Annotated in this window: 13 protein-coding genes and 5 pseudogenes; 10 read left to right on the top strand and 8 right to left on the bottom strand. The window is 35.2% G+C overall.

Going from position 1 to position 17,390, the window contains the following annotated elements:
- Nucleotides 1–12 precede the first annotated feature (12 nt).
- Nucleotides 13–926, bottom strand: a pseudogene (locus OOK85_RS08045) (IS110 family transposase).
- Nucleotides 927–1,273: 347 nt separating this feature from the next.
- On the opposite strand from OOK85_RS08045, the pseudogene OOK85_RS07170 reads away from it, so the two are divergent.
- Nucleotides 1,274–2,417 (top strand): annotated as a pseudogene (locus tag OOK85_RS07170) (IS4 family transposase).
- 269 nt (nt 2,418–2,686) lie between these two features.
- On the opposite strand, the pseudogene OOK85_RS07165 reads toward OOK85_RS07170, so the two are convergent.
- A pseudogene (locus OOK85_RS07165) lies at nt 2,687–3,445 on the bottom strand (IS481 family transposase); the annotation flags it as partial.
- 76 nt (nt 3,446–3,521) lie between these two features.
- Here OOK85_RS07165 and OOK85_RS07160 point away from each other — a divergent pair.
- Complete coding sequence (locus tag OOK85_RS07160; protein ID WP_264702164.1) at nt 3,522–4,274, top strand: IS5 family transposase; 753 nt, start codon at nt 3,522–3,524, stop codon at nt 4,272–4,274.
- Nucleotides 4,275–4,292: 18 nt separating this feature from the next.
- On the opposite strand, the pseudogene OOK85_RS07155 reads toward OOK85_RS07160, so the two are convergent.
- Nucleotides 4,293–4,490 (bottom strand): annotated as a pseudogene (locus tag OOK85_RS07155) (IS481 family transposase); the annotation flags it as partial.
- An 850-nt stretch (nt 4,491–5,340) separates the two neighbouring features.
- On the opposite strand from OOK85_RS07155, the gene OOK85_RS07150 reads away from it, so the two are divergent.
- A complete protein-coding gene (locus OOK85_RS07150; protein WP_264703067.1) occupies nt 5,341–6,759 on the top strand; it encodes an AAA family ATPase in 1,419 nt (472 codons plus the stop codon).
- A gap of 584 nt (nt 6,760–7,343) precedes the next feature.
- Here OOK85_RS07150 and OOK85_RS07145 read toward each other — a convergent pair.
- Genes OOK85_RS07145 through OOK85_RS07130 form a run of 4 tightly spaced genes read right to left on the bottom strand, consistent with a single transcriptional unit; the run spans nt 7,344 to nt 10,447 of the window.
- On the bottom strand, nt 7,344–8,396 hold the full coding sequence (locus tag OOK85_RS07145; RefSeq protein ID WP_264703061.1) for a hypothetical protein: 1,053 nt from the start codon (nt 8,394–8,396) through the stop codon (nt 7,344–7,346).
- The gene (locus tag OOK85_RS07140) at nt 8,362–9,333 is read right to left on the bottom strand and encodes a hypothetical protein (protein ID WP_264703059.1); all 972 of its coding nucleotides are present in this window, start codon (nt 9,331–9,333) and stop codon (nt 8,362–8,364) included. The genes OOK85_RS07145 and OOK85_RS07140 overlap by 35 nt, the downstream gene beginning before the upstream one ends.
- Nucleotides 9,321–10,073 (bottom strand): IS5 family transposase, encoded by a 753-nt coding sequence (locus OOK85_RS07135; RefSeq protein ID WP_264702381.1) that lies wholly within the window; start codon nt 10,071–10,073, stop codon nt 9,321–9,323. Before OOK85_RS07135 ends, OOK85_RS07140 begins: the two co-directional genes overlap by 13 nt.
- Nucleotides 10,074–10,099: 26 nt before the next feature.
- Nucleotides 10,100–10,447, bottom strand: coding sequence for a hypothetical protein (locus OOK85_RS07130; RefSeq protein WP_264702383.1), 348 nt, complete (start codon nt 10,445–10,447; stop codon nt 10,100–10,102).
- 225 nt (nt 10,448–10,672) lie between these two features.
- Here OOK85_RS07130 and OOK85_RS07125 point away from each other — a divergent pair, with 225 nt between their 5' ends.
- On the top strand, nt 10,673–11,104 hold the full coding sequence (locus OOK85_RS07125) for a Holliday junction resolvase (protein ID WP_264702385.1): 432 nt from the start codon (nt 10,673–10,675) through the stop codon (nt 11,102–11,104).
- Here the strand turns inward: OOK85_RS07125 and OOK85_RS07120 are convergent.
- A complete protein-coding gene (locus tag OOK85_RS07120) occupies nt 11,070–11,822 on the bottom strand; it encodes an IS5 family transposase (protein WP_264702164.1) in 753 nt (250 codons plus the stop codon). The genes OOK85_RS07125 and OOK85_RS07120 overlap by 35 nt on opposite strands.
- A gap of 78 nt (nt 11,823–11,900) precedes the next feature.
- Here OOK85_RS07120 and OOK85_RS07115 point away from each other — a divergent pair.
- The 6 genes and pseudogenes from OOK85_RS07115 to OOK85_RS07090 all read left to right on the top strand — a co-directional run.
- A pseudogene (locus OOK85_RS07115) lies at nt 11,901–11,990 on the top strand (Holliday junction resolvase); the annotation flags it as partial.
- A 113-nt stretch (nt 11,991–12,103) separates the two neighbouring features.
- Entirely contained in the window at nt 12,104–13,327 is a 1,224-nt protein-coding gene (locus tag OOK85_RS07110; RefSeq protein ID WP_264703057.1) for a DNA modification methylase, read from the top strand.
- Nucleotides 13,328–13,340: 13 nt separating this feature from the next.
- Complete coding sequence (locus tag OOK85_RS07105) at nt 13,341–13,820, top strand: hypothetical protein (RefSeq protein WP_264704226.1); 480 nt, start codon at nt 13,341–13,343, stop codon at nt 13,818–13,820.
- Nucleotides 13,821–13,822: 2 nt separating this feature from the next.
- Entirely contained in the window at nt 13,823–15,304 is a 1,482-nt protein-coding gene (locus OOK85_RS07100) for an ankyrin repeat domain-containing protein (RefSeq protein ID WP_264703055.1), read from the top strand.
- Nucleotides 15,301–17,133 carry a phage terminase large subunit family protein gene (locus OOK85_RS07095; RefSeq protein ID WP_264704225.1) on the top strand — a complete coding sequence of 611 codons (1,833 nt, stop codon included), beginning with the start codon at nt 15,301–15,303 and terminating at the stop codon, nt 17,131–17,133. Before OOK85_RS07100 ends, OOK85_RS07095 begins: the two co-directional genes overlap by 4 nt.
- Nucleotides 17,126–17,359, top strand: coding sequence for a gpW family protein (locus tag OOK85_RS07090; protein WP_264703053.1), 234 nt, complete (start codon nt 17,126–17,128; stop codon nt 17,357–17,359). Before OOK85_RS07095 ends, OOK85_RS07090 begins: the two co-directional genes overlap by 8 nt.
- Nucleotides 17,360–17,390 lie beyond the last annotated feature (31 nt).

The following is a 17,390-nucleotide window of genomic DNA, read 5'->3' as shown; positions in this document are numbered from 1 at the left end:
GAATCTACCGTCTTAAGAGTCAAGATAAAAGTTGTTATTTTTTATCATGGCATTTAAACAAACGATAATTTTTCTCATGACAGCAACTAATGCAACCTTAGCAGCTTTGCCAGAATCAACCAAACGCTGATAAAACGCTTTCATTTTTCTGTTGTGGCGCATAGCAACAAGAGCTGACATGTATAGTGCTTTCCTTGCATAAAACCTGCCTCCTTTGATTTGAGCTTTGCCAACTTTTCTTCCACTTTCACTAGTTTTAGGTGCAACTCCAACTAAGCATGCAATTTCTCTATTCTCTAATCTACCAAGCTCAGGCACCTCTGTCAGTAGAACGCTCGCCGTCTTTGATCCAATACCTTTATAGCTGATTAAAAGCTCATTTTTTCCTTTCAATTCAGCTATTGCGTCTTCTATGTCTTGCCTAATTTCTTTCAATTGTTTTTCAGCAAACCCTATCTGTCTTTCTATGTATTCTCTAGCTTTTCCCGTCGCACTTTGCAGGCGACACTTGTTTGCATGAATTGCATCATTTAAATTACGCTCAACTGCCTCCAGCTCCTTTAATTCCTCTTGCTTTTGTGAAATTATACATCCTTTTACTTCACCGTCTTTACTGACAAATTCAGCGTATTTTTCCAGTAATTTAGCATCTAACTTATCAGTTTTTGCAAAATGATTGCAAGCTTTGGCAAATGCATATACCCGATTCGGGTGAGCTTTATGGACAGTTATCTTGCAACAATTTTATAATGAGCTTTTCATAGCCACCAGTTTACACATAATTTGATGGGTAAATCGACTATATTTGTTTCTATAAACTTAGATATAGCATCACTCACGTTTGCTATGCGCTTATGCTTGCCATTAATTGAGATGTCCAATGCTTCCTTGGAAACATCTACTCCCATGAAAATTATTCTAGCCATTTTTGTACCTATAAATATAATCAAACAATAATGCAAAATGCTGTATACAGGATTGTAATTCGATCTTTTAGATCCACCTACCGTTCGTACTACATTTTGCTTTAAGCCAGGAGTGTACTAAGATTCCAACGGTTTTTACCAACCGATCCAGACACAGCATGGTGAAGACGGGAAACCGTAACCGTTCACACAATGGCGTCAACTTAAGGAAAAATATCAGCGATAGTGTATAAAATTTCTCTCTAAATTTTTTATCATTAAATTATCCAAAGAGTGCAAGGGACAGCACTTTTGTTTCTGTTTTATTTCAACAAAGAAGTCTAAAATGTGTCCTTTTTAGGTGAAGTATGCAAAAAGGAAAAAACCTTATTCTACAAATTAAAAATATAATATACTCGAAAACTTTTCAGAAAATCCATTGTGTTGAGTTTTACACGAACAAGAAAACTTCCTTTTTCGACAGTATTTTCTATGATTTTAAAGTTAGTTAAAAAAAGTTTGGGAATAGAATGTGAACTTATGGAGCCATTGACATGTACCCTCAAAGCAAGCTTTTTCTAAAGCAAGGTATAAGATTTGCCATACAGGCTTTCAAGAATTTAAGCATCCAAACAGCCTATCAGGATGAACCTGAGTTGGAGAGGCTATAGACTTATTGCAGCAGATGGTTCTGGTATGAGATTACCCAGCTCTGGGGAAATTGTATCCGAGTTTGAACCAAATGGAACAACAGGCACAATGCCGCCATTGGCAATTTGTTTGTTGATTTGTGTACTTCGCTGATTTGTAGTGCTCGTCTTGCAGCTTGGAATATAGGTGAACAAACGTTGGCGGCAGAGCAATTACCCGAAGTTATCACTCAAATGCGTTTATTAAATCAAATTATTTATCTATGATCGTCTTCAGTAAAATTCATTCAGCAGCATTATGATTTGGAAGTAGATTTTATTTTTCGCTTGCAAAAAAGAAATTATAGTAAGCTATGGGAACGCTGGCGAATTAGATTTTGATTTTATATTAGAAAATGAAAAGCTAAAAAATAAAATGAAAGGACAGAAAGTAAGAGTTATAGTGCTGACATTAGCCAACTGAGAAACAGAGTTTTTGACCGAGACTTTGGAGCAAAGCTTATGTGTTAAGGTGGCACATAGAGGAGTGCTATAAACGACTCAAAGTAGGAGCAGAGTTAGAGAATTTTTCTGGAGAGGCTGTATTACAAGAATTTTGGGCAAACTTGGTCATGTGCAATATATTATCGCTTCATATGTGTGATGCACAAGGGCCTTGGAACCCAGATCAAATTACTGAGTATCGTTTAAATTTTTCAGTTTTATTTGGTGTAATGAGGCAGAAACTCTATCAGGTACTTATTGCGCCAAAAAACTTTCAAGCCCTTTTTAAGTATACGCGCTAAAGTTAAAATCCGACCGGGACAGCCGCAATAAAGTAGATAAGCCTAAACGCCATCATGTCTTTAGGAGAGTTTGCTAATGAAAGTTCTTAAGTTGACGCCATTGGCTGAACGGATACGATTTATTTCAGTGCATGAGCTGGTCCTTTTCGGATTTTAGCGCTGTGTACAGTTATCTAAGTGGAGAAAGTCACCTCTCCCCACTCGACTTCAAAACCGGACTTGTGACTTTCACCACATCCGGCTTCTCTCTAACTTGGTGTTTGTCATACATACTTCTCCATGTAATTAACATTTCAAAGCTTGGTAAATTTGTTTTTATAGCTTAAATACAGCATTCTCTATATTACTAGGTGTATGGTCCCAGAGTGTGATGGTGTGGATTTAGTATAAATAATTCTGGAGACTGTGTCCACTGATAACATATAAATTCATAAGGAGTAAGACCCTTAAGAGTTTTGAGTCTCTTTGCATAATTATAAGCCATAACAAAGTTATAAAGGTGTTCTTTAAGTTGCTGGTGCGATTGATAGTAATACTTCTTAACTGTAGCATCCTTTAAAGTTTTATTCATACGCTCGACTTGCCCATTCGTCCAAGGATGGCTAACTTTTGTCAAACGATGTTCAATAACATTCTCTTCGCAAACTCTATCAAATATATGTTGGAAAGCATACTTATGACGCTTCTGGTTTGTAAATTGTATACCGTTATCTGTCAAAATAGTATGGATTTTATACGGTAAAATTCTAATCAAATTACGTAAGAACTCAGCAGCTATGGGTTTTGTAGCACTGTTACGCAACTCAACATAGGTAAATTTGGATGTCCTATCAATAGCAACAAACAAATGTAATTTGCCCTCCTCAGTTCTAACTTCAGCAATATCAATATGAAAGTAACCGATAGGATATTGTTTGAATTTCTTTTTTGACTTAACTTCTCCATCAACAGTTGGTAATCTGCTAATGTTGTGTCTTTGTAAACAACGATGCAAGCTAGAGCGAGTCAAATGCGGAATTGTAGACTGCAGAGCGTAAAGGCAATCATCTAGTGGCAGTAGTGTATACTTGCGAAATGTAACTATTATAGCTTCCTCTTCTAGGCTCTGTGGACAAAAAATATGAAAAGAGAGAAAAAGATGGTAGTTTAGCCTAATAGGTAAAAAATGGAGAAACTACCATATGCAATATTACATCAAAGAGGAAAATTGGAAACAAATTTTAGAGTTCATAAAAAGCGTAAAAGGAATGCACAGCAAAGATGAAAAACGTTTAAGAATATTCATAGAGGCAGTGTGGTACATAGTGCGAAGTGGTTGCCAATGGAGACTTTTACCAAAAACTTATGGTAATTACAGGAGTATACATAAGCGATTTAAAAGATGGTGTGAAAGAGATGTCTGGAAAAAATTGCTTGAATATACTAAACAAGAGCCTGATTTAGAAGTTGCTATAATCGACGGTACGATCATCCGAGGCCATCCATGTTCATCTGGATATACAAAAAACTCCAAGGATCAAGAAGCTTTAGGGAGGAGCAAAGGTGGCTTTACAACTAAAATACATGCGCTTGTCGATGCACTTGGAAATCCACTTAAATTTACTCTGACTCCTGGTCAAAGAAATGAAATTACGCAGGCACAAGTGTTGACCGAAAGTATCTATAACTCTACTGTAGTAGCTGACAAGGGCTACGATAGCAATGCCTTTGTTACAAGTCTTGAAGACAAGGGATGTACAGTAGTTATTCCGCCAAAACGGAATCGAAAAGTGCAAAGGTATTACGATGAGCATATCTACAAAGAACGTCATTTGATTGAGTGTTTTTTTGGTAAAATTAAAAATTTTAGGCGCATTTTTTCCAGATTTGATAAAACTGCTGAGGTTTTTATGGGTTTTCTCAATTTTGTTGGAGCTCTTGTATGGCTTCTCTAAAATTTTGTCCACAGAGCCTAGCGTTAAAACAGTCGATCTTGGACGCTTTGGACCCATATCAGCATCTTTCGTAAATGAACGTTTTCTCCACTTAATAATAGTTTTTGGATTAAGGTTATAATGCTTGGAGAGTTTTGCTATGCTCTCTTTTCTATTTTGTATTGCTCTACGAATCGTCTGTGTTGTTTTGGCGCACCCATGTAATATTTGTCCCATAACTCCTCCTTTGATGGTATTTTTTTCTCATATTTTATCATACCATCACACTCTGGGACTGTACACCTAGGTTCCTAAATCAGTAATTAGAAATCAGGAATCTAAATTTTGCGTGAGAGCTAGCTTTTTTACCTACGTTCCTAAAAGCGTTCCTAGAAACCATATGTCTAAAGTCAGCCAGTGAGGCGGATTCTAGCTTCCTAAAACCCTTATATATTATATATATATAATAGTAATAAATAATAACAGTAATAATAAATATAAAATATATTGGATAAATAGAAATAAAGAAGACCTAGATAGATTACCACAAAACATTACTTAAATTTAATGAAAAAAATACAACTTTGAGACAATTGCATTTAGTGCGGATTTAAAGTGATTACACGACTCCAGGGTACAATTATACTACTAAGACCTAAGTTACTTATGTAAGGTAGCTTAAAACTCGATTATGAGGCATTTCTAAATTACCTTTTACCTTAAACTTTTACTTACTACAAAAAGCCTTGCCTCATTTTATCATGTTTTTTATTTGTTGTAAAATATTTTTTCAAAAAAGTGAACAGTTTTTGTAATTTAGGTGAATATATACAACAAGAGCTGGTTATTTTGGAGGTCTTATTGAAATATAACGACTTTTATCTAAAACTCTCAAGGAAATATTTTAGATAATCTTTATAAATAAATTGTAGGTGAAGTTAAAGAAAAAAGTTTGAAGTTGTTGCTATAAAAGAAGAAACAGAAGCTACAAAAACCGCTTGAAGTGGAGACAAAGATCAAAATTTATTTATTTACGTCTCTAATTTTATCTCGTATAATGGAGACAAAGATTTATATTTTGTGTTTTATGTCTCCATTATTTATTGGTAGGCAAACTGAGTTAAAACAACTACTGGAGCTTACAGAAAAAAATACTGCATCTTTTGTAGTAGTCAAAGGAAGGCGTCGTATAGGAAAAAGTCGTTTAATTCAAGAGTTCGGTAAGTATTTCGAGCAATATTACTCCTTTATAGGTTTGCCACCAGAAAAGCATACTACAATGTCCTACCAACTTAATGAATTTTCTAGACAAGTTGCTAGACAATTTAATACATCTTTTGCTAGGTATGATGACTGGAGCGATTTACTATGGGCAGTTGGTGAACGTCTACTATCAGGAAAAATATTATTGCTGTTTGATGAAATTTCTTGGATGGGCTCAAAAGATCCAACCTTTTTAGGCAAAATAAAAAATTTTTGGGATACACAGCTAAAAAATAATAACAAGCTAATTTTCGTTGTTTGTGGATCAGCTTCATCCTGGATCGAGAAAAATATACTTAGTGGTACTGGTTTCGTAGGAAGAATATCGTTAACTTTAACACTCGGAGAATTATCGCTTTCTGATTGCAACGAATTTTGGCCAAAAAATATTTCAGCATATGAAAAGTTTAAGGTGCTTGCAGTAACTGGCGGAATTCCAAAGTATTTAGAGGAGGTAAATTTTAAACATAGTGCTGAAGAAAATATTAAAAGGCTTTGTTTTACAAAAGGTGGGTTTTTAGTTGAAGAATTTAATCAAATATTCTCAGATTTATTCATGCGAAAAACTGCTTTTTATAAGCAAATAGTCAGAGCTCTTTCTACTGGAGCTAAAGAACAAGAAGAAATTTGTGCTACTTTAAATATCGTAAGACATGGACGCATTTCTGAGTATCTATATGAACTTGAGCTTGCTGGTTTTATTGCAAAGGATCATACTTGGAGTATAAAAACTGGTACTGATTCACGACTCAGGAGGTACAGACTTCAAGATAATTATTTAAGGTTTTATCTAAAATATATCGAAAAAGATCTAGGAAAAATTAGTCGTGACACCTATTCTATAGGGTTCTTACCAGAGTGGTATACAATTATTGGGCTTCAATTTGAAAATTTGGTGCTGAACAATAGAAAGAGTATACATAATATCTTAGGAATTGATGGAATAATAAGCGAGAATCCATTTTTTCAGAAGAGAACGCGTAATAGTGCAGGTTGTCAAATTGATTATATGATTCAAACGAAGTTTAACACTCTCTACATTTGCGAAATCAAATTTTCAAAAGATAAAATTGGTCATTCAATAATACAAGAGGTACAAAAGAAAATAGATACACTAAATCGTCCAAAAGGTTTTTCATGTCGTCCAGTACTTATCCACGTTAATGATGTAAGTGATGATGTTATAGATAGTGGTTACTTTTCACATATAATTGATTTTGGAAAATTATTGAATTGTAAGTAATGGTTTTTCTGAATATAGGGGGGGCTGTTTTTATCAAAAGCTCATGTAATTGCCTCTCAACTCAAATAAGCAGTTATTTCCAAAATGGAAACAACTCAAATAGTAAGGTGTCTAGGAGTTCCGTTCAGCGGGTTCTTAAAGTTTAGGCTCTCTTTAATTTCTGAGCTGTCTTAAAATTATTTTAACTTTTTTTCAGAAACTCCCGGAAAAAGTGGTGAGAAATCCGGTATATATTAGTATAGGGGCATTGAGTGTAGATGTGCTTCAAACACAAAAGTCGGCAAACAAACAAAGTAGAAAAGATTGAAGAAAGCAAAAGAAATGAAGTAATTTAGGCTTTTGGTAAGTTACGTAATTGAGAATTTGTATTTTTTTAGATGAGGTAAAAACTTTGTTTTAAAGCTAGATGTAACTTTAGGGTAAAATACCAACCAAAGAACGCTTCTTTAAAACTTGATCACAAGCCTTGTCACAAATTTTACTTTTTCCATTATAACATCTTTTACTTCTCTTCAACACAGTTAACGAACTACCACAGTAAAAGGGTTAATACGGTAACCATAATCTTTACGCGATGACCCAGGTCAACCAACTGTTTGAATCACATCATTGCGTTCGATGCTTAGTCCTAACTTTTTAGCTAAGGTGGTTTTTATTGTTCTTTGGATTGTGTTTAGTGGTTTTCTGATGTGATGTTCTGGATCTGCTTCTGGATCAAGATTTAGGCGCTTTTCTATTTCAGTTATGCTAAGCAACATGTGTTTTTCAGGAGGTAATTCTTTTTTACAATCATTCAAAAATTGTTCAAATAATATGCGAAAAACTTTCATACATGCTACAGCTTTCTTATTTAGAATCTCTATATTGTTTACGTAAAGTGAGCCCTCTATCAATTGCAACTTTAGTAATTCCTTCGCTTTAGGAGGTTCAATTAGATTAAGTGGAGTGTACGCAGTATGTAAGATTTGCATTGAAGTATTTGGTATGAACTCTAGTACTCCTCTTTGTGCTGCTTCTTGGAATACTTCAATTAAAGTCTTATGCTGAAAGAAAAGGTCAACCATTTTTACTATGGGCAAATCAAGAGGTATGTTTGATGGATTTTTTCTCAGTATTATTAATACAGTTGGATTAGCTTTAAGCTTATCTATCGTTAAGAATGTTGGATTGGTGCAAAAATCAAGTATGATTAAACTTACAATCTTACCTTGTCCACCAACATGATAAACTCCACTTTCCACTTTTTGCCACATAAAATTTGTATCACTTAGCTGACCTTCAAACCAATTCATAAATTTCTCTGGGTTTAAATATACAGATAAGCGGTGAAATCTTTGCTTCTTGTAGGTATTAGGTAAAATATCACGGTTGCAATTTTCACAAATTATATTATCGCATGCTTCGTTAAAGTCCTCATCAATGAAAATCTCATTGTTACAGCATGGATCAACTATATTGGGCCAATCTAATTTATCTTGTCTACGAGAGCAGATAATGTAAGACCTCTCTTGCATCTTAATTAATTCAAGATCTGACAAATACCTTGCTGCTTCGATGTAATTTTGATTTGGATTAACCCAAGAGCTGCCAGAATTAAGAAGATCAGAGATTTGCTCTTGGCAAGATTGTAAGACCATAAAATTGTTTTATGTATGCTTTAAAATCCTCTCTTTCCCTTTTATTCAGAGGATGTTCAGAGTAGTAAATTGCTATGTACTCATCACTTCGCTTGAAAAATAAGCCTATCTTTTTGCCTTGAAATATTACTTTAATCGACTCTATAAATGGCACTATGTCTCCTACAAACGGCTTTAAAACATGCAATTCCGGTGCAATAGGATCATATGGAGCGACAGTCAAAGTGATATTAGTATAGCTGTAATTGAAACGATTTGACTGAAACTTTAACTCAAAAACACGAATATTTGAATCAGATTCATTAATACAAGTTTCTATAAATTTATGCACCTGTTCCGCGAAGTTTTTATCCTGCACATCTACAAAAATACATTCGCAGCCAAAGTAACAACTTACAATGCTATTTGCTATTTCTATAGCTTGACCAATATTTCTAGCACCAAGATCTACCTGAGTGCCATTTAGTAGAAAATCCAAAATCATCCATTCTGCCTTATGGCCATGAATAACTTTGTTTGAATTTAACAACAAATCTATATCGCTAGCTTTGCGTATTAACACATATAAACGATTCTGATGATAGAAGAAACCTTGTAGTTGATTCTCGAAACTGTCATTTCTCTTAATGTTATCTTCTTTCAGTATTTGTTGTATGATTTCCTCTGAGATAAAGTCTTTAAATGGAGTACTTGGTCGTCTTGGTATTTTTTGTAAGGCAAAAGACATGAAACTCTTTCTTTGTATTTTTTCAAAGTGATAGACAGACTTTAAAAGATTGTAATCTGCATGAAACAGTAGAAACAGCAAAGACTTCTTATCATATTTATTATTATTTTTTACAAGGTAGGATTTCATGAGTTCCGTAGTTAATGCAGATCTTGCAATTTCACTGACAGTAACTTCTAGGCTCTGTGGACAAAATTTTAGAGAAGCCATACAAGAGCTCCAACAAAATTGAGAAAACCCATAAAAACCTCAGCAGTTTTATCAAATCTGGAAAAAATGCGCCTAAAATTTTTAATTTTACCAAAAAAACACTCAATCAAATGACGTTCTTTGTAGATATGCTCATCGTAATACCTTTGCACTTTTCGATTCCGTTTTGGCGGAATAACTACTGTACATCCCTTGTCTTCAAGACTTGTAACAAAGGCATTGCTATCGTAGCCCTTGTCAGCTACTACAGTAGAGTTATAGATACTTTCGGTCAACACTTGTGCCTGCGTAATTTCATTTCTTTGACCAGGAGTCAGAGTAAATTTAAGTGGATTTCCAAGTGCATCGACAAGTGCATGTATTTTAGTTGTAAAGCCACCTTTGCTCCTCCCTAAAGCTTCTTGATCCTTGAAGTTTTTTGTATATCCAGATGAACATGGATGGCCTCGGATGATCGTACCGTCGATTATAGCAACTTCTAAATCAGGCTCTTGTTTAGTATATTCAAGCAATTTTTTCCAGACATCTCTTTCACACCATCTTTTAAATCGCTTATGTATACTCCTGTAATTACCATAAGTTTTTGGTAAAAGTCTCCATTGGCAACCACTTCGCACTATGTACCACACTGCCTCTATGAATATTCTTAAACGTTTTTCATCTTTGCTGTGCATTCCTTTTACGCTTTTTATGAACTCTAAAATTTGTTTCCAATTTTCCTCTTTGATGTAATATTGCATATGGTAGTTTCTCCATTTTTTACCTATTAGGCTAAACTACCATCTTTTTCTCTCTTTTCATATTTTTTGTCCACAGAGCCTAGTTTTGCATGGTCAAAACAGGTAATCAAGTAGTAAGTAACGAGAGAATCGGAATAATTAGCAATCACTTTACGTTTGTATTGTACAGATGTATTATCGTAACTTTCATCATCAAAGAGTTGAGCGTTTAATTTATCTTTAAAGGAGTTTTGAAAAATAATATTTAATTGCTTACCAGAAAGTGAATCTATCCAAGACTGACGTGTTTTTGTATTGTGAAAACGATCAAGCAAATGGTTAACAGGGACTTCTAAATCATCTTCCCAAAATTTACAATTTGGATAAATTTTCATAAGAAACTAACCACATCATAGTAGCATAATAGACTATTTAAATAGTTAAGATAAAAATCTAAAAGTCTTGACCAATAATTATGCAATGGCTGTTTACTGATTTTTAACCAAGTTTTTTCTAAAAAGTTTGCTTAAGAAGAAGATTTTTTGGACAAAAATTTTTCAAATCCTGAATATATATTATATAGGCTTCACGTACCCTAGCGAAACAAATTCTGAATATAAATGTCAATCCTAACACTGGACCTCGGCAAACAAACAGGCTGGGCAATTTTAACAGATGGAGTAATTGAAAGTGGAAGCAAAAGCTTTCATGGTAGTCGTTTCAGTGGAGGTGGAATGTGCTTCTTAAACTTTCGTAACTTGCTCAATTCTTTGAAAGACATTTCTGTAGTGTACTTTGAGGAGGTGAGAAGACACCTAGGAACTGATGCTGCACATATCTATGGAGGGTTTTTAGCACACCTTTCTGCTTGGTGTGAAGAGAACAATATTCCCTACCAAGGTGTTAATGTTAAAACTATAAAATGCTTCATAGCAGGCAAAGGCAATGCAAGTAAGAGTGAAGTTATTGAAGCGATACGTGAAAAAAGTTTTTCACCTAGGCTCTGTGGACAAAATTTTAGAGAAGCCATACAAGAGCTCCAACAAAATTGAGAAAACCCATAAAAACCTCAGCAGTTTTATCAAATCTGGAAAAAATGCGCCTAAAATTTTTAATTTTACCAAAAAAACACTCAATCAAATGACGTTCTTTGTAGATATGCTCATCGTAATACCTTTGCACTTTTCGATTCCGTTTTGGCGGAATAACTACTGTACATCCCTTGTCTTCAAGACTTGTAACAAAGGCATTGCTATCGTAGCCCTTGTCAGCTACTACAGTAGAGTTATAGATACTTTCGGTCAACACTTGTGCCTGCGTAATTTCATTTCTTTGACCAGGAGTCAGAGTAAATTTAAGTGGATTTCCAAGTGCATCGACAAGCGCATGTATTTTAGTTGTAAAGCCACCTTTGCTCCTCCCTAAAGCTTCTTGATCCTTGGAGTTTTTTGTATATCCAGATGAACATGGATGGCCTCGGATGATCGTACCGTCGATTATAGCAACTTCTAAATCAGGCTCTTGTTTAGTATATTCAAGCAATTTTTTCCAGACATCTCTTTCACACCATCTTTTAAATCGCTTATGTATACTCCTGTAATTACCATAAGTTTTTGGTAAAAGTCTCCATTGGCAACCACTTCGCACTATGTACCACACTGCCTCTATGAATATTCTTAAACGTTTTTCATCTTTGCTGTGCATTCCTTTTACGCTTTTTATGAACTCTAAAATTTGTTTCCAATTTTCCTCTTTGATGTAATATTGCATATGGTAGTTTCTCCATTTTTTACCTATTAGGCTAAACTACCATCTTTTTCTCTCTTTTCATATTTTTTGTCCACAGAGCCTAGAGATGATAATCAAGCAGATGCTTTAGCTTTGATGTTCTATGTTATGGACTTTGGTAAAGATATTAATAAGCTGAGAAATCCATAAAAAGTGGGTCCTTTCAGCCAGGATAGCGGGTTTGGTGGTGCTGACCCCAGGCCTTCTTTAGCGTCAGAGATATTTTAATTATTAACTTTTTAATTATTAAGGATTTAAATTATATGAATTTAGCAATCCACTACTATCCTACTCAAAATCTCATCGAATATGAGCGTAATCCACGTAAAAATGACGATGTGGTCAACAGAATGTGTGCTTCAATCAGGGAATTTGGTTTTCGTATTCCAATAGTTGCAAAAAGCGATGGAACTGTGGTTGATGGTCATTTAAGACTTAAAGCAGCAAGAAAGCTTGGTATGGAGAGCATTCCCGTAGTCTTAAGTGATAATTTAAATGAACCACAAACTAAAGCTTTTCGACTACTTGCAAATCAATCAGCTAATTGGGCAAAGTGGGACGATGATCTTTTAAAAGTGGAAATTCAAGAGTTAGAAGATTTGCAGTTTGATCTAAAAATGACAGGATTTGAATTGGAAAAAGTTCAAAACTTTCTTGATAATTTAGATAATGAAGAAGAAGATCTTTCTGATTTAGCTGTTGATGACAAAAAAGTAGAAATAACAAAACCAGGTGATCTTTGGATTTTAGGAAATCATCGAATCTATTGTGGTGATAGCTCTGTAGTTGAATCATATAAAGCGCTGTTAGATGACAAAATGGCAGATATTACTGTTTGTGATCCTCCATATAACGTTGATTATGGTAGTAGCCAAGAGAGAGAAGATAAAAAAATATTAAACGATAATCAAGGTGAAAAGTACGAACTTTTTCTCTATGATATTTGCACTCATATTTTAGCATATACGAAAGGTGCAATTTACATCTGCATATCATCATCAGAGTTTTCAACGTTGCAAAAAGTATTTGAAGAAGCAGGAGGAAAATGGTCGACATTTATCATTTGGGCAAAAAATCATTTTACACTAGGCAGGTCTGATTATCAAAGACAATACGAAGCAATACTCTATGGATGGAAAAGCGGCAATAAACGTGAGTGGCATGGCGGTAGAAATCAAAGTGATCTGTGGTTTTATGATAAGCCAATACATAACTCACTGCACCCAACAATGAAGCCAGTAGAGCTAATGGAGAGAGCAATAGTAAACAGCAGCAGACCAGGAGACATAGTACTTGATCCATTTAGTGGTTCTGGCAGCACACTAATTGCATGTGAAAGAACAGGAAGAATCTGCAGGACAATAGAGCTAGATTCAAAATTTGTAGATGTAACGATAAAACGTTGGCAAGTGTACACAGGTAGGAAGGCAATTCTTTCTGGTACTGGCAAAACTTTTGCACAAATTCAAGAAGAAAAACAGCAATAAAGGGGCAAAAAAAGTGGAAAGGATCACACAAACGGAATGGGCAAGAGAGATAGGAGTATCAAAGCAATATGTCTGTTATCTAGTAAAGAAAGGAATAGTTGAATTGGAGGATGGACTCATTGACCGAGAACAAGCAAATAGGGCTATAGAAACAATCAGAGATCCAAGCCAGCCATTGAGGAGGAAAAATCCAGAAAACGAAAATACAAGTAACCTTTCCACGATGTTGCTAAAAACGCGAATAAAAAATGAAATGGAACGAGGTAAACTGCTTGAGGCAAAAGCTAAGGCTGAGATAGGAGAACTTGTAGCAGTAGAGGAAGTAAAGCGCGATGCATTTAATGTAGCAAGAGTTGTACGTAATAATCTGCTTAATATTCCAAATAGAGTTTCAGCGCTACTTGCATCACTGAGTGACACTGAAAAGATTCATATGGCGCTCACTGAAGAGATTACAAACTCACTTGAAGAATTATCTAACGCTAAATTTTAATAATGTCTGCTAAGTTAAGTTTAGAATTAATAAAGTGCCTCATTAATCAACCAGGAGTAGATATAAATGTTAGAGGGTTAAACGGAAAAACCCCACTACATTGCGCTATAGAGTTTGACGAATTAAGCATGGTGGATTTGTTACTCACGAAGAAGAACATTAATCCTTTTGTGGAAGATAATGATGGTAAAACATCTCTTGATTACGCCAAAGAAGGGAAAAAAGCAGAAATATTAAAAGCGCTAATTAATAACAAATACGGATCAGAACAAGATAGCTTACTTCATTTAGCTGCAATGGTGGGTGAGGTACATGCTGTAAGGTACCTAATAAATAGAGGCATTGATGTTAATTCGTGCAATGCAATATTTCATACACCATTACATTTGGCAGCTGGTATTGGACATGTAGAAGTTGTAAAAATTTTAGTAAGAGAAGGAAATGCTGAAATCGAGGTTTTTGATGCACGAAATCAGACACCAATGCACTATGCAGTTAATAATAAAAAGTTGGAGATAGTAAAGTTACTGCTAAAGCTAGGTGCAGATGTAAATAGCGCACGTATAGGGCAAAACTCAATGAAATTGTCACCTGTTCATATAGCTGTAAGTAATACTAATTACGATGAAAGAGACTTATGTCTTGATATCCTCAAATGCTTAATAAGGGAGCCTAATGCTCAAGTCAATTTGCAAGACTACGAAAATAAAACACCACTACATTACGCTGAAAGACTTAAAACAATAGAGGTCTTACTAACGCGAGAAGATATAGATCCTCTGGTAAAAGACGATAGCGGCAAGACACCATTTGATTACGCTAAAAATAGACCTGAGATAAAGAAGACTTTGATGAGCAATAAATATGGTTCTGAGAAGAATAGTCTATTGCATTTAGCTGGACAGAAAGGAGAAATTGAGCTTGTAGATGCAATCTTAAAGGAAGAAATTGATATTGATATTTCAAATAATAAAGATCTATCACCGATTTACCTTGCTGCAGAAAAAGGACATTTACATGTAGTAAAATTACTACTGAAAAAAGGAGCAAACTATACACCTGTTTTGCACTTAGCAATCAAGTCAAATAATTTAGAATTACTTAAAGTTTTATTTAATGAAAAAAATGGAGCGTTACTCTGCAGAGATACCGTTGTTAATTTTCCAACCCTTCATAATAAATATATAGCACAGAGAGAAATAGCAGATAAAAGGATGAAAAAACATAATAATATTATCTGCATCTGTATTACAGTTAGCGCAGTAGCAATGGCAGCATATATAGGTTTAACGGTAACAGCAATAAGCAGTGCAATCATTTTTGCAACAATAACAGGGGTATTTGCGCTTGTTATAGCAATAATGATAAGTGAGATGAGCAAAAGATATATAGAAAACGAATTTCAGAAAAAGATGTTTATGGAACTGGAAGAGTGTAGTTCTACTGTTAATAATGTTGCAATTATGAGTAGATGCAGACAATGATATACGCCACATCTTTTTCTGAAGGTTTAAGACCAGACCCGCAACTTAAAGTATCAGAGTGGGCGAATGAGTATCGAGTTTTAGCAGCAACTGCAGCATCAGAGCCAGGTAAATGGAGAACGGAAAGAACTCCTTATTTAAAAGAAATCATGGATTCACTTTCTCCGTCCTCACCAGCAGAAAAAGTAGTATTCATGAAAGGAGCGCAGATTGGGGGAACAGAAGCTGGCAACAATTGGATTGGCTATATCATCGATCAAACACCAGGACCAATGCTAGTAGTACAGCCAACAGTTGAAATGGGGAAACGTTGGTCGAAGGGAAGATTTGCGCCGTTAATAGAGAGTACACCATGTTTAAAGAGTAAAGTAAAAGACCCAAGATCAAGAGACTCAGGCAATACTGTACAAAGTAAGGAATTTCCAGGTGGAATAGTAGTAATAACCGGAGCAAACAGCAGTGTAGGACTGAGATCTATGCCAGTAAAATATCTCTTTCTTGATGAAATAGATGCCTATCCAGGAGATTCAGGAGGAGAAGGAGATCCAGTACTGCTCAGTATTGCTCGAACTAACACTTTTGCACGGCGAAAGATTTTTTTAGTATCAACACCAACGATTCATGGAATAAGCAGAATTGAGAAGGAATTCGAAGCAACAGATAAGAGATATTTTTTTGTACCATGTCCATATTGTAATTACTATCAAGTTCTAAAATGGTCACAAATAAAATGGGAAGATAAAAATCCAAATACAGCACACTATATATGTATAGAATGTGGTGAAAAGATAGAAAATCATCAAAAGACAGAGATGCTTGACCGTGGAGAATGGAGAGCTACTAATCCAATGAAAGGTGAGAAAAAAGGATTTCATCTTTCAAGTCTTTATAGTCCAGTTGGCTGGTATAGTTGGCAACAAGCAGTAGAAGATTTTCTCCATGCCAAAGAAAGTGAACAATTACTGAAAGTTTGGATAAATACAACGCTTGGAGAAACTTGGGTAGATAAAGGAGAAGTACCGGACTGGAAGCAACTATTTAACAGGAGAGAATTTTTTCCCGCAGGCACAGTACCAAAAGGCGAAGTGGTACTCACAGCAGGTGTTGATGTACAAAAAGATCGTTTAGAAGTAGAAGTTGTCGCATGGGGAAAAAGCCGTGAAAATTGGTCAATAGATTATCGAGTATTTGAAGGAGATACAGGAGGTGGGGAAGTATGGAGAAAACTCTCTGAGCTCTTAAATCATCATTTTATCGGTGAAAATGGGCTTGAATACATGATAAGCATGATGGCAGTTGATGCAGGTTATGCAACGCAGGAAGTATACAACTGGGTAAGAGGTCATCAAGGCTGTGGAAGAGTAATGGCAGTCAAAGGTGTAACCAAAGCGCTAGTACCACTTAGCAGCCCAAGTAGAGTAGATATAACAGTTGGTGGTCAAAAGCTAAAGAGAGGAATAAAGCTATGGCCAGTTGGAGTATCGATATTAAAGTCAGAGCTTTTTCAGCTACTTAATGTTTTAAAAAACGGGGAAAAAGAGAAAGTGCCAGCAGGATATTGTCATTTTCCCGAGTATGCACCTGAATATTTTAAGCAGCTAACGGAAGAGCAATTAGTCAGCAAGGTAGTGAAAGGATACACCAAACAAGAGTGGCAAAAGGTAAGAGAAAGAAATGAAGTACTTGATTGTCGAATTTACGCAAGAGCAGCATCGATAGCACTGGGAATAGACAGATGGCCAGAGAGTAAATGGAATAGTTTGAGTGGAAAAATGGAAAGTAAAAAGCCTAAAAGAGTAAGACAGAGTAAGTGGTTGGAAAATGTATAACGAAGAGTATTTAGTTCAAATTGAAGAAGCGATAAAGAAGCTGCAAAGCGGAGAGCGAGTAGTATCAATTGCATATGGTGACCATGTTGTGAGATATGCTGAAGTTCAGATAAATGATTTGCTGAATCTACGGCAACGTATTAAAGCTGAACTGAAAGTTGCAGGTGTGAGACCGAAGAGAAGAATTGTGATTGCGACAAGTAAGGGGATTGACAAAATTGTGTAAAAATGTTATAGTTTAAAATTGGTGTTTTATA

This window comes from Wolbachia endosymbiont (group A) of Volucella inflata, from assembly GCF_947250665.1.
Taxonomy (GTDB): Bacteria; Pseudomonadota; Alphaproteobacteria; order Rickettsiales; family Anaplasmataceae; genus Wolbachia; species Wolbachia pipientis.
The sequence above is the reverse complement of the archived record's forward strand: the minus strand, read 5'-3'. Positions and strand labels throughout refer to the sequence as shown.

Coding starts and splice junctions, on each gene's coding strand:
- OOK85_RS07140 (WP_264703059.1), bottom strand. CDS start 9,333: ATGGCTTCTCTAAAATTTTGTCCACAGAGCCTAGAAGTTACTGTCAGT.
- OOK85_RS07145 (WP_264703061.1), bottom strand. CDS start 8,396: ATGGTCTTACAATCTTGCCAAGAGCAAATCTCTGATCTTCTTAATTCT.
- OOK85_RS07135 (WP_264702381.1), bottom strand. CDS start 10,073: ATGCAATATTACATCAAAGAGGAAAATTGGAAACAAATTTTAGAGTTC.
- OOK85_RS07100 (WP_264703055.1), top strand. CDS start 13,823: ATGTCTGCTAAGTTAAGTTTAGAATTAATAAAGTGCCTCATTAATCAA.
- OOK85_RS07120 (WP_264702164.1), bottom strand. CDS start 11,822: ATGCAATATTACATCAAAGAGGAAAATTGGAAACAAATTTTAGAGTTC.
- OOK85_RS07125 (WP_264702385.1), top strand. CDS start 10,673: ATGTCAATCCTAACACTGGACCTCGGCAAACAAACAGGCTGGGCAATT.
- OOK85_RS07090 (WP_264703053.1), top strand. CDS start 17,126: ATGTATAACGAAGAGTATTTAGTTCAAATTGAAGAAGCGATAAAGAAG.
- OOK85_RS07095 (WP_264704225.1), top strand. CDS start 15,301: ATGATATACGCCACATCTTTTTCTGAAGGTTTAAGACCAGACCCGCAA.
- OOK85_RS07110 (WP_264703057.1), top strand. CDS start 12,104: ATGAATTTAGCAATCCACTACTATCCTACTCAAAATCTCATCGAATAT.
- OOK85_RS07160 (WP_264702164.1), top strand. CDS start 3,522: ATGCAATATTACATCAAAGAGGAAAATTGGAAACAAATTTTAGAGTTC.
- OOK85_RS07130 (WP_264702383.1), bottom strand. CDS start 10,447: ATGAAAATTTATCCAAATTGTAAATTTTGGGAAGATGATTTAGAAGTC.
- OOK85_RS07150 (WP_264703067.1), top strand. CDS start 5,341: ATGTCTCCATTATTTATTGGTAGGCAAACTGAGTTAAAACAACTACTG.